Source organism: Brasilonema sp. UFV-L1 (assembly GCF_012912105.1).
Taxonomy (GTDB): domain Bacteria; phylum Cyanobacteriota; class Cyanobacteriia; order Cyanobacteriales; family Nostocaceae; genus Brasilonema.
The window spans coordinates 1-13,371 of record NZ_QMEA01000049.1 but is presented as its reverse complement, the minus strand read 5'-3'; the positions used below and the strand labels follow the sequence as shown (position 1 = coordinate 13,371).

Annotated in this window: 8 protein-coding genes; 5 read left to right on the top strand and 3 right to left on the bottom strand. The window is 41.2% G+C overall.

Going from position 1 to position 13,371, the window contains the following annotated elements:
* The first annotated feature begins 24 nt into the window (after positions 1–24).
* Both egtD and DP117_RS15775 read left to right on the top strand, forming a co-directional pair.
* Positions 25–1,002 (top strand): L-histidine N(alpha)-methyltransferase, encoded by a 978-nt coding sequence (egtD, locus tag DP117_RS15780; RefSeq protein ID WP_169219248.1) that lies wholly within the window; start codon positions 25–27, stop codon positions 1,000–1,002.
* Between the two features lie 255 nt (positions 1,003–1,257).
* Positions 1,258–1,752: a DUF427 domain-containing protein gene (locus DP117_RS15775; RefSeq protein ID WP_169219247.1), complete on the top strand. Its 495-nt coding sequence runs from the start codon at positions 1,258–1,260 to the stop codon at positions 1,750–1,752.
* A gap of 174 nt (positions 1,753–1,926) precedes the next feature.
* Here the strand turns inward: DP117_RS15775 and DP117_RS15770 are convergent, their stop codons facing one another.
* Positions 1,927–3,483, bottom strand: a complete 1,557-nt coding sequence (locus tag DP117_RS15770) for a glycine betaine ABC transporter substrate-binding protein (protein ID WP_169219246.1) — start codon at positions 3,481–3,483, stop codon at positions 1,927–1,929.
* Between the two features lie 100 nt (positions 3,484–3,583).
* The gene (locus DP117_RS15765; RefSeq protein ID WP_169219245.1) at positions 3,584–4,186 is read right to left on the bottom strand and encodes a neutral zinc metallopeptidase; all 603 of its coding nucleotides are present in this window, start codon (positions 4,184–4,186) and stop codon (positions 3,584–3,586) included.
* Between the two features lie 126 nt (positions 4,187–4,312).
* Between DP117_RS15765 and DP117_RS15760 the strand changes: the two genes are divergently transcribed.
* Positions 4,313–5,992: a GMC family oxidoreductase gene (locus DP117_RS15760; RefSeq protein ID WP_169219244.1), complete on the top strand. Its 1,680-nt coding sequence runs from the start codon at positions 4,313–4,315 to the stop codon at positions 5,990–5,992.
* A 48-nt stretch (positions 5,993–6,040) separates the two neighbouring features.
* Here the strand turns inward: DP117_RS15760 and DP117_RS15755 are convergent, their stop codons facing one another.
* Positions 6,041–8,749, bottom strand: a complete 2,709-nt coding sequence (locus tag DP117_RS15755; protein WP_169219243.1) for an MHYT domain-containing protein — start codon at positions 8,747–8,749, stop codon at positions 6,041–6,043.
* Positions 8,750–9,587: 838 nt separating this feature from the next.
* Here DP117_RS15755 and DP117_RS15750 point away from each other — a divergent pair.
* Both DP117_RS15750 and DP117_RS15745 read left to right on the top strand, forming a co-directional pair.
* A complete protein-coding gene (locus tag DP117_RS15750) occupies positions 9,588–11,021 on the top strand; it encodes a serine/threonine-protein kinase (RefSeq protein WP_169219242.1) in 1,434 nt (477 codons plus the stop codon).
* Positions 11,022–11,254: 233 nt separating this feature from the next.
* Positions 11,255–13,270, top strand: a complete 2,016-nt coding sequence (locus DP117_RS15745) for an FAD-dependent oxidoreductase (protein ID WP_169219264.1) — start codon at positions 11,255–11,257, stop codon at positions 13,268–13,270.
* The last annotated feature ends 101 nt before the right edge of the window (positions 13,271–13,371 follow it).

Here is a 13,371-nt window from a genome sequence, read left to right as displayed (position 1 = left end):
ACAGAAAATAGAAGAAATTAGACCATGCTAATCAAACCTTTGATAATTCTTGATACTCACTATCAAGAGTTAAACAATGATGGTGAAGATGTCATTCAAGGATTAAGCCAAAACCCAAAAAGTTTACCACCCAAATATTTTTATGATGAAAATGGCTCTAAACTCTTTGAACAAATCTGTCAGTTACCCGAATATTATCCAACACGAACAGAAGCCTGGATTTTGAGTCAATACGCTGATGAAATTGCTCAAATCACAGGCAGTTGTGAACTAGTAGAATTAGGTAGCGGAAGTTCCACCAAGACTCGTATTTTGTTGGATACTTATCAAAAAATTGCAGATTCCAGTCGATATATACCCATTGATATCAGTGGCGGAATTCTCAAAACCAGCGTGCTACAGCTACAACAAGAATATCCTGATTTTTCCATTCAGGGATTACTAGGAACTTACGAACAAGCCTTAGCACATCTCAAATCGAACTCTTCCCAAACGCGAATGATTTTTTTTCTGGGAAGTTCTATAGGAAATTTTACCCTACAGGAATCAAACCGTTTCTTTAGCCAAATTGCTCACGCTTTAAAGCCAGGAGATTACTTTCTACTCGGTATTGATTTGCAAAAAGCCAAAGAAATTTTAGAAGCAGCCTATAATGACAGTCAGGGAGTAACAGCTGCTTTTAATTTGAATATGCTCTCTCATTTAAATTGGCGTTTTCAAGGAGATTTCAATCTCAATTTCTTCACTCATCAAGCAATTTATAATGAAGCTGAGAATCAAATTGAAATGTATCTCCATTGCCAAGAAAATCATTGGGTATCTTTAGATATCCTCAATTTCAAAGTTTCCTTTCAAGCTGGAGAAAGCATTCTCACCGAAATTTCTCGCAAGTTCGACTTAGCAATCATCCAAAAACAACTTGAAGCACAAGGACTTAAACCTTTGAAGACTTGGACAGATTCCCAAAAATGGTTTGGGTTAATTCTTTGCCAAGCTCAATAACTTTTCTCATAGATCTTAATACAATTCGGTTAACGTAATTGTTACTCAGAGAAACCCGGTTTCGCAGAAGAAGTTACCGGGTTTCTGTTAAGCGTGTTTATCACCAACCGTATTGCCATAGATCCAAACTATCAAAAATATGGTAATTTCAAAAACATGGAAGTAAAAAACATGAAAGATGGCGATCGCCATCGCTTCCCACGCTAAGCGAAAGCAAAATCACCTCAAGATTGTTAAATCAGGAGATAACTGAGTATGAGACCTAATCCTATCCCACCACAACCCGGTCAAGAATCAGTTTGGGATTATCCTCGTCCTGCTCGTTTAGAAGATAGTAACAAATCAATTCGGGTCATTTGTAATGGTATTGTTTTGGCACAAACCAGTAAACCTAAAAGAGTCATAGAAACGAGTCATCCTCCTGTTTATTATATTCCCTCTGAAGACATTAAACTAGAACATCTAATAGAAACCCCTAAAAAAACTTGGTGTGAATGGAAAGGCAGGTGTCAATATTATGATGTATCTGTGGGTGATAAGTATATCAATCATGCTGCTTGGCGATATTTTGAGCCAACGCCTGGTTTTGTGTCGATTCAAGAATATTATGCTTTTTACCCTAGTTTAATGGATGCTTGCTATGTAAATGATCAGCTAGTTACGCCTCAACCTGGTGATTTCTACGGCGGATGGATTACCTCTGATATTGTTGGTCCATTTAAAGGTAGTCCAGGAACAATGGGGTGGTAATCTCAATTCAAAATTCGCTCATTCAAAATTCAAAATTAAAAGGCGTCGAATTGTATTGAGGTTTGCAGACTTTAAGAGAATTGATTGGCAAAAAAAAAGAGCAAAATAGGGAATTATGTTTACGCAAGATAAGACGCTATTTCCAATTGGTTATTCGAGCAGATGAAGAGAGAATTATAGTTTTCCTTCAGACTGGAATGATAGTTTAGATTTAGATTGGATAAACTCATGGACAACTTGTTCAACAGGACGAGATTGATTGTCCACTTGATAATTCATTTTTTGCATTTCTTCAGTTGAAATTAAACCAGCCAATTGACTGATGGCTTCTCGTAACTCTGGATATTTTTTCAGTGTAGCTTGATTGAAAACAGGAACAGCTTCATAAGGTGGAAAATATTGCTTGTCATCTTCTAAAATGACTAAATTCAAAACAGGAATCAAACCATCTGTAGAATTGGCTGCGATCAAATCTACTTTCTTATCTTTTAAGGCTTGATACATCAAGCCTAACTCCATTTGTCGGGGAGGTTTGGTAAATTTTAAGCCATAAGTCTTAGCTAAGCCTGGATAACCATCTTCTCGTTCCAGAAATTCATAACCAAATCCTGCTTGCATTTGAGGTGTATATTGAGCAGCTTCGGAAAGAGTTTTAATTTGCCACCGTTTGGCATCTTCACCCCGGATAATCATAGCAAAGGTGTTATTAAATCCCAAAGGTTGCATGACTTCTAATTTAAATTTTTGGTTGTAGTCTTGTTTAACCTTTTCATAGACAACTTGAGGGTTACTAATAGGTTTCTGTTTTAAGACAGATGTCAAACTCGTTCCTGTGTATTCTACATAACCAGCAATTTGCCCTGCTTTGACAGCTTCATGACAGATAAAAGTTCCCCCTAAATTTAAGCGTCTATCAACTCTTAATTTTGTATGAGATTCAATTTGTTGAGCCAGTAATTCTCCGAGAATAACTTGTTCTGTGAAATTTTTTGATCCAATCACAATTTTTGGTGGTGTTTGCCAATAGTTAAAGGCAATGAATCCCACGATGAGTAATGTTAATATGCTCAAAGCAATGGCAAATGTGCGATTAACTTTTAGCGCTTTTTCTCTTTGCTGAGTCAGTCGTTTTTCTAACCATCCAAAGAAAAAATCGGCTGCTAACGCGATGAAAGCCGCAGGTATTGCGCCTGAGAGAATCAATTGATTGTTAACCGTAGAAATCCCTCGAAAAATAAACACCCCCAAACCTCCGCCGCCAATCGCCGCCGCAATGGTAGCAATTCCCACAGAAATAACCGTTGCAACCCTGACTCCTGCCAAAATCACGCCTAAAGCAAGAGGAATTTCTACCTGAAACAGCAATTCCCAATCAGTCATCCCCATTCCTCTTCCCGCTTCTCGAATCGCTGGATCAACGCTGGTAATACCAATATAAGTATTGCGAATCAGCGGAAGCAAAGCGTAAAGAGTCAAAGCAACAATCGCAGGAACTTTGCCAATTCCTCCCAGCAATGGGACAGAAATCAGGAAGCCAAAAATCGCTAAACTGGGAATAGTTTGGATGGCATTAGCTAAACCGAGAATGGGTTGAGTGAGTTTCGGTTGGCGAGTGATGAGAATGCCTAAAGGAATGCCAATGGAGACAGCTATCACCATTGCGATCGCAACTAATACTAAATGTTCCCCACTGCGAAGGAGAATTTCTGGAACGTATTGGCTGAAAAACAAGATGATCTCCTTCTTAACTTCCAAAAAGTCAGATTGTGTGCTGTCACTAGTTTTGTTCCAGATTGAATTTTGAAGTTTGAATGCGTGAATTGCTTACCCTCTACATTCTCCGAACACGACAAGCACGCACACCACTTCCATTAGCTGCACCCCGTAAACCTTGAACAACAGCTTGAACACGTTGCTCTGGTGTGCCATGATGATGCTCATTGCCCCATTCATAATCTCCAATTCGATGAGCGAGGGTTGCAATCTCTAAAATATCCCGCTTATCAAAAGTGATATTAGGAATCAAACCCAAATAAACTCCTGCCAAACAATCTGCTTGAAGTTCTGATATGGGCGTGACACTAGGTTGAAATCCATATACAGTTTGCATCGCATGAGCATATTCATGACCAACTATATAAGCTAAGGCAGCATCTCCGTGCTGGTATGCCATCCTAATATCTGTACTGGTGATGTAGACAGTGTGGTTGCGTGTGCAATATTGGCTACCATAAATAGGTCCGCAACTACTGCGGTAACCACGAGCAACTCCCCAAACTAATCGTGGTGTCGCTTGGTAGCCATGAATGTGTTGAATTCCAGCATAGACTCCATTAATCACTGTTTGGGGTGGCAATTCTGCCTTAGCTGGTAAACTAACCAGCATAGCTCCAATACTAATTAATGTCGTAGTCAGTGCCTTGAGTGCTTTCATAAAGTTTTGTGTTGACACTGCCACGACTTGAAGCCGTGGAATTCTTAGTTGAGGGAATCAACTAGGAGTTACGCATTGACAAAATTATTATAAGGTAAAATCACCCTAGCTAAAATTTTCACTGATATGCTCAAAGACGCTCGTTTAATCTCAAAAGACCTAGTTATTGAAACTGAAGTTTGTATTGTTGGTTCAGGCGCGGCTGGAATCACCCTAGCCCGTGAATTTATTGGACATAAAACAAAAGTTTGCCTTGTGGAGAGTGGCGGACTTGAGTTTGATCCACAAACTCAAGCGCTTTCTGAGGGATTAACCGTTGGAGATCCGTTTTTGTCACTTACAGATATCCGGTGTCGAAGGTTTGGCGGCAATTCAAACCTTTGGTCAATTAAGATTGGCAAAGGGCGCAAGGGTGTGCGGTATGTCCCTTTAGACGAAATTGATTTTGAGAAGCGAGCAGAGGTACCCTACAGTGGTTGGCCTTTTGGGCGATCGCACTTGGAGCCGTTCTACAAACGTGCTCAATCAGTTTGTCAAGCAGGTTCATTTGCTTATGATCCTGATACATGGGAGGACAAACAGGCGAAGCGGTTTCCCCTGAATGAAAACCAACTGCTGAGTGCAATGTTCCAGTTTGGGCCTGGTGATATATTCAACCAGGAGTATCGGCAAGAGCTTGAGTTAGCTGATAATATCACTGTTTACCTCAACCTCAACGCAGTTGAGATTGAAACCAATGAGTCTGTTAAAACGGCAACTCGTCTGCGGGTTGCTTCTTTACAGGGAAAGCAGTTTTGGATAGCTGCCAAGGTGTTTATACTAGCCCAGGGTGGGCTAGAAAATCCGCGTCTGTTGTTGATGTCCAATCGTCAGCAAACGGCTGGCTTGGGTAACGAACATGATCTTGTCGGCAGATTTTTTATGGATCATCCCTTAGTCAATGGTGGCGATTTTATCCCTGCTGATCCCGACTTATTTAACAAAATGGCTCTGTACGATCTACGTCGTGTGAACGATGTTCCAGTGTTAGGCTATCTCAAGCTCTCGAAAGAGGTTATGCAGCGTGAGCAGTTAGTCAATATGAGCGCTGTTCTGTTTCCACGTCCTAGTCAGCGACAACTCAAGGCAATTGAGTCATTCAAAGCTGTGGCTGAACCCCTTATTCATGGCAAACTCCCACAGCTTTCTGGCAAAGAGTTTGTCAATATCATCGGTGGTATTGATTACGTGATGCTTGCCAGTTACCTGGCTGCTACTAAAAATCAGTCCTTGCTGCATGGATTCCACAGAGGCGGATGGTCAGAATTGCCAAATAACCAACAAAGGTTTAAAGTCTTCGAGGTTGTTCATCAAGTGGAGCAAGTGCCCAATCCTGCCAATCGAGTTGTGTTGAGCAAAGAACGAGACGCACTCGGCTGTCAAAAGCTAGAACTTCACTGGCGGTGGGATACTGACAATGCCCTCAAAATTCGACGTTCTCAAGAAATCATCGCTCAAGAACTTGCTTGTTCTGGGTTAGGTGAATTTAGAATAGAACAGAAAGAAGGTCTTCCTAAACTTGTTACACCTGCGGGTACTGCCCATCATATGGGAACAACCCGAATGCATATTGACCCCAAACAGGGAGTTGTTGATGAGAATTGCCAAGTTCATGGCATCTCTAACTTATTCATAGCAGGTAGCTCCGTTTTCCCTACAGGAGGATATGCTAACCCTACCCTGACAATTGTTGCACTTTCAATTCGCTTGGCAGATTGGATTAAGAAGTCCCTAGTACAAGTCGGCGAACTAAGATCTGACTTTTAACCGGATGTGGAAAAAACACCGTCCTGTCAAACGTCTTAGTTAAGAGCGTCAAGCGCTCACTTCTGTTTTGAAGACACCGACAGAATCTTGCAATTGCAGCGCGACTTCTCGTGTTTCTTGTAGAGAATGAGACACCATACGAGACGAATCAGCAGTTTGTTCAAAAGCTTGAGCAATCTCTTTCATCGACGAGACAACTATTTGAGATGTTTGTGTCTCAGAAATTGTTGCTGTAAAAATTAACTGCACTAAGTCATCAATCTGACGAGACATCTCTAGAATTTGCCTGAGGTAAAGCTTGGCATCTTCAACAACATTTGCTCCATTTACCATCTTAATTGTTCCTTGTTCAATCGCTTTGATGACTTCAGTTGTTTGTGATTGGATGTTGTCGAAAATTTGTTCAATCTCTTTAGTCACTTCAGCAGACTTCGCAACCAATTGAGCAATTTCTTCTGCGACTAAGATAAAAGCTCGACTTGCATCACCCATCCACGCAGCCTCAACACCAGCATTGATGACTAACAAGTTGGCTTGTCTATCGATTTGCTTCATCAAGGATGCAAGGGAGGAAATTTTTTGAGAAGTTTCGCCCACAGACTTCACTGTGTTAGCCGTTTCGGCAACGATTTGTTGTAAACTCTCTATAGTATTGATCGTAAAATCCATTGCTGTATCTGCTGCTTGTGCTGCGTCACAAGTGATATGAACCGCTCCTGCAGCTTGGCGAGCATTCTCTGTCACCGTTTGGATTGAGAGAGTCATATTATCTATATTCTCAAGGATGTGAGTGATCTCATCAACTTGTGTGAGCACTTCATCTGCGACTTGTTCAATAGCACTGGAGTTTTCCTTGATAGAAACATTCACTTGGTTCGCAACTGTTTTGACTTGAGTCACAATTCGTTGAAGGCTGTCAATAATGGTATTTAAAAAATCAGCCAGGATACCAATTTCACCGGCTGAAATTTTAGCTCGAACCGTTAAATCAGCATGATTTGCGTCTTTGATATCATCAATCAGTTCCAGAAGTTGCCTTTGGAGAACTTCTTTACTACGTTTGACTTGTTCTTCAGCCTGCTTGCGTAAAGTAATGTCAGATAACACGCCAATAAAGTTTGTGACTCGTCCAAATGCGTCTCGCACTGGAGAAACTGTTAATTCACACCAAAATAGAGTACCATCTTTGCGGTAGCTTTTGACGATCACCTGAGATTCATCACCTGAATCACGCATACCGTTGTTTACTTGTTCAACAGTTGTTTGGTTTGTGTCGGTTCCGAGTAAAAAGCGGTAGTTACACCCAAGCACATCTTCTTGTGAATAACCTGTGATTGTTTCAAAAGCCGGATTGCAAAAGATGATCGGATTATCTGGTTGATGTGGATCGCTTATAAAAATGGCATTACTCACTGCTGCGATCGCCCGATCACGAAGCCGCAGAACTTTTTGCGCTTGTTGAAGTTCGTCTAAAAGATTCGCTTGCTCTAAAGCTATCCCAACTTGAATCGCTAATTGTCTAAATAAATCAATTTCAGACTTTTGCCATTTTCGAGGTTCAAAGCATTGATGAGCACATAATAACCCCGTCAGCTGATGATTCTTTAAAATCGGTGCAACTAAATTTGCCTTGATTTGAAAATCTTCTAGAATCTTCCTATGACAATCTGCAAAGCCCGCTTTGTAAATATTGCTAGTTGCTCGGACTCTACCATTTTTATACATTTCAATGTAATCTTCTGGAAAAGGGTGATTAACTGTTTGTCCTAAACTTTTGACTAAACTCTCTGCTACTGACTCAGCGATGATAGTCCCACTCCAATCAGAATTGAAGCGATAGATCACAACACGATCTGCTGTTAATGCTTGACGAACTTCTTTGACAGTTGTGTTGAGAACATCTTCTAATTTAAGCGATCGCCGAATCCGTAAGGTAATTTCTGTAAACAGCACTGAAAGCATGACTTCGACTTCTTGCTGTTCCAAAAGCTTCGCAGAGGCTGTCAAACGCTGATCAACAAATGAAGTCAGCAACGCAAAACTCAAGATGACAACAGTAGCAATACCGATACAAACAGCAAGCCACGTTAGTGAATTTGTCATCGCCTGGGGAGTCATTATTGCTCGTGAGTGAACCGCCTTAAAATGAGCCGCCGCTATCCCTGTGTAGTGCATTCCAGCAATTGCTCCTCCCATGACGAATGCACTGCCAATCTTTGTCCAGCCGATGATTGTGCTAGTCTGTGTCCGTAGCTGGAATGCAATCCATAGTGCGACGATTGACGCACCGATGGCGATCGCCACAGAAATGATTACTAGTACATAATTATACTCAATCGTTGCATCTATCAACATTGCGTACATTCCAATATAATGCATAGACGCAATGCCAATACCCATGAGAGTACCGCCAATAAGCAATTGCTGGAGACTCAACACTCGGCGACTGGCGAGAAAAAGTGCTCCAACAGAGGCAATCATCGCAGGCAGCATTGACACTAGCACAGTCCACATATCATAGGACATCGGCATAGGCAAACTGAAGGCAAGCATAGCAACAAAGTGCATCGACCAAATACCAATTCCCATGACGATTCCGCCGCCAATCAACCAAGCAAATCTCGCTGGTGCTTTCGCTGCTGTGACTCGCCCAGCCAAATCAAGAGCTGTGTATGAAGCTAAGACGGAAATCACAATCGAAAGCCCGACAAGGCGCGAGTCGTAGCTGCTACTGATAACAAAATCTTCCTGAAGCATTAGGTTAACCTCAAGCAAGATGATTCATAAAATGTTACTTTTTGGTGCTTTGTTTACTATGTATTAAATTTCAGACCACTAAATTTTTGCAGAAGAATTTAGAATTGATACCAAGCGTGAAAAATGATTGCGACAGATGGAGCGCTAGAAGCGATTACCAGTAACTCTTTCACAATCTAAAATCTAAAATCCAACATGGTATGAGATCATTTTTAGTGACCTCACCGAAAGCCATGACAATTCACTTTCATTACTCTACACTAAAATAATTTTGACAGGAAGATATAGAACTTTTTATGATTTTTCCTACCTTTCTTACCTTTCTTACTTATCTTACTTTTTTTGTTAGAAAAGGATTTTACAAACATCTATTATCAATTTAAACACTTGGTTTGACATGAACTTTCACAGCTTATCGAACAGGCCAACTGATTGTGATATTCTGCTATACAGCAGTCCTAAATCATCTGTAAAAACAAGATTCCTGACAACTTTGACGAAGTCGAGAATTTTAGTCTTTTCATTTTCAGACATAAAATAGAATTGTTATAGGTAACTTTCAATGAAAATCAAATTATCTTCAACTCAAACATTAAAAAAATGTAAGTAACGATTAATACTTTAAAAATCACTGGATTTGTAGAAATTGCGATTGTACGCACACAGACAGAAAACCGAGCTACTATACGTTTTGCGCCCTATTCTCTTGGCATGTCAAGAGCATAGGGCGCTTGACGACCTTGAGTTGAAGAGAAAACAAGTTCATTGTGGCTCAGTTTTTTTTGTGACAATTACCATACTTATTTTTTTAATCAAAACAGAGCGCATATAGACGAATATGAGTCAAGAAAAAACAACAATACCAGCATTATTAAGCGAGCGTTATCACATTCTCAGCGTACTGAGTTCTGGCGGTTTTTGTGACACATTCTTAGCAGAAGATACTCAAATGCCTTCGAGACGCCGTTGTGTGATTAAACAACTTAAACCAGTGAACGAGGATAATCTTCTAGTTTATGAACTGATACAAAAACGATTTCAACGGGAAGCAATCATTTTAGAAGAATTGGGAGGAACTAGTCATCAAATTCCCACTCTGTACGCTTACTTTCAAAAGTTTGAACAATTCTACTTAGTACAAGAATGGATTGACGGACAAACCCTCTTTCAGAAAGTTCAAACAAGTGGAACTTTCAGCGAGAATGAAGTTGTTTCTATTCTGCTCAGTTTGTTAGATATCTTGGAAGATATCCATGATAAAGGTATCATCCACCGCGATATTAAACCAGATAATATTATTCTGCGCTCATCAGATGGAAAACCAGTGTTAATTGATTTTGGTGCAGTGCGAGAAACAATGGCGACAGTAATGAATGTGCAAGGAACTGTTAGCAGTTCAATTATTGTTGGTACACCAGGGTTTATGCCTAATGAACAAGCGGCTGGGCGTCCAGTTTTTGCCAGTGATATATATAGTTTAGGATTAACAGCTATTTATTTACTGACAGGACAATTACCGCAACATATGACAACAGATCCCTACACTGGTGAAAGTATTTGGCAGCGGGATGCAGTCAGTCCGAGTTTAGTAGCAGTGCTGGATAAAGCAATTCGGAATAATATCAAAGAACGCTATTCAAGTGCAAGAGCAATGGCATACGCTCTACAAAGAGTTGCAAATTCTCTTCGCTCAAAAATGGCAAAATCAACGACATCAACCTCCCAAACTATTCCTAAAAGTCTCAAATATGCTGTTCAAAATACAAAACAAAACGGTGTATTTATTGGCAGTCTTTTCATGACAGGTACATTAATCGGTACATCTATAATTATTGGTCTTTTATTAACGAACTTTCGGCACCAAACTGCGTATAGTCACAAAGTTTCATCTGGGTTAATGACAAATTCTATAACGACTAATTCTCAAATAGAGCAAACCAAGAAACAAACAAATATAGACAGCACTGCTTTGCCGAGTTCATTTCATTTCGTCGCCGACTCTACCTTCCCTAATTTACAAAATGCTGTCAAGCAAACGAAAACTTTGCAGGCGACAGGTTATTCTCAAACAGGTGTGTTTTGGATACCAGATTATCCAAATCTGGTTGACAAGAATTTATTTGTCGTTTACGTAGCTACCTTTGGCGATCACTCCAGTTGTTTGAATTTCCTCAAAAACTATGGAACAGTGAATCCAAAAGCATATTGCGCTTTTGCGAGTCAAGATCCAAAAGCACCAATCGCTCGACTATCGTTTAAAGAACTTCAGTAAAGAACATTTTTACATATAGTAGCGTCTTGAATTGCTGCTATAGTAACTGGCAAAAGCGATACGCGACTTGTCAAATGAGACGTCCGTATGCGTCCCTAGGGTACGGGTATGAAACGTATGAAAACCTGCTAAAGCAGGTTTTATTATTTGTCTTGTCGCCTAAAGAAAGTCGCCAGAGCATTTTCTCAAATGTTCTCAAAGCTAATGTAGGAGTTGAACGGATCTTGTTAAGAATGAAGCGATCGCTATCTATACTGACTTTTTTCTCTTTTCTCGCACCATACGCTGTTACCGCAGCACCACCTAGAACACCTGACAAAACAGTTAATTGTGACATTCTAGTTGTCGGTGGAGGATTATCTGGTGTAGCCACAGCTTATGAAGCAATACTAGCAGGACAAACAGTCTGTCTGACCGAAATCACTGATTGGCTGGGAGGACAAATCTCTTCACAAGGAACTTCCGCACTTGATGAACGCCCAACCCAACGTCGCAAACTCTTCTACTCTCGTGGTTACTTAGAATTACGAAAGCGCATTCAGAGCACATACCGTGGTAATATTAACCCTGGTGACTGCTGGGTCAGTGACTCTTGCTTCCTTCCCCGCGATGGTCATGAAGTTTTGACTTCGATGCTCAAAGATGCTGAAAAAAAAGGCAAAGGAAAGTTGCAATGGTTCCCAAACACCGTTATTAAGGAACTCGAATATAGTAGCGACGGTTCGCTCATTAGTAGTGCGATCGCCATCCAACATCAACCAGCCCAAGGCGCACCACCTCTCAACACTTTTCCCTTATCCCAAACTATCGAAGACGCTTATACCTACCAAAACTCATCCCGCTTTACCAAAAATATTGTTCGCCTCGTCCCCAAGCAAACCAAAAGTAAAGCTGGTACTAATGCTCCGAATTGGTATGTTGTAGATACTTCAGAAACTGGGGAAATCATTGGTCTGGCAGATGTTCCCTACCGCCTGGGTATTGATGCTCGCTCTTACTTGGAGCCTTCTTCTTCCAGTGCTCAAAACGATCCTTTTTGCACTCAAGGTTTTACTTACACATTCGCAATGGAGGCTACGAAAGATCCGCAAACTCAAAAAATGCCCCCATCTTATCCACAGTACTCCCCTTATTATAGCTATGAATTAAAGCGGCTGGCAAGCTTTCCCTTAGTTTTTACTTACCGTCGTATTTGGAGTCCTACGAAAGGACAACCAATGGAATTTAGCAATATAAAATTTAGCGCTCCCACACCAGGAGACATCTCAATGCAAAACTGGACTTGGGGCAATGATTACCGTCCAGGAACCTCCGCCGATAACCTGATTTACACTCGTCAACAATTACAAGCCTCTGGGCAATTGAAATCAGGAGGCTGGATGGGCGGACTGCGAACAGAAGCCTTACGCAAAGCAGAGGAAATCTCTCTGGGATACTATTACTGGTTGACTGCTGGGAATACAGATTCTCAATTAGGAGATGGTGTCAAGCAGCCAGAACCGAATCACCGCTTTTTATCAGGGCTAGATTCACCGATGGGAACAGCGCATGGCTTGTCAAAACACCCCTATATGCGAGAAGGACGACGCATCATTGGACGCCCAAGTTGGGGACAACCCGAAGGCTTTTCTATTTGGGAAATCGATATCTCTCGTCGTAACTACGATGACGAGTATTATCGAAAGACATTACCGCAAGATATGTATCGTCGCCTAAAAGCTGCATTAGGAGGTTTAGAAGCAGCATCAGTTCTTTCAGGTCAGATAAGTCCAGACAAAGTAGCGCGGCGGACTCGTTCCACAATCTTCCCCGATGCTGTAGGTATCGGTCACTACGCCATAGACTTCCATCCTTGCATGACCAAAAGCCCTCCAGAAGCGCCTGGTAATACAGAACGTGCAGGCGAAAGGCGCGGTGCTGGACAAGCTTATCCTTTCCAAATTGCACTCAGAGCAATGATTCCCCAAAAAATCAACAACTTACTCGTAGGTGGAAAAAGCATCGGAACCAGTCATATTGCTGCAGCAGCATACAGGGTTCATTCTTTTGAATGGTCTGCAGGTGCAGCAGCGGGAACAACAGCAGCTTTTGCTTTGAAAAATAGTGTTGCACCTTACCAACTCGTGGAAAAATTGCCTTTAAACGAACCCCGATTACAACTCCTCAAGCAGCTATTGGAGAAAAATGGCAATCCTACAGCCTTCCCCGACACCTCGATTTTTAACCAAAATTGGGATGATTGGAAATAATTAGTCAGGAGTCAGGAGTCAGGGGAGTCGGGGGAGTCGGGGGAGTAAAATTAATGTACATTAACTGTTTTTCTCCCCCATCTCCCCCATCTTCCCCATCT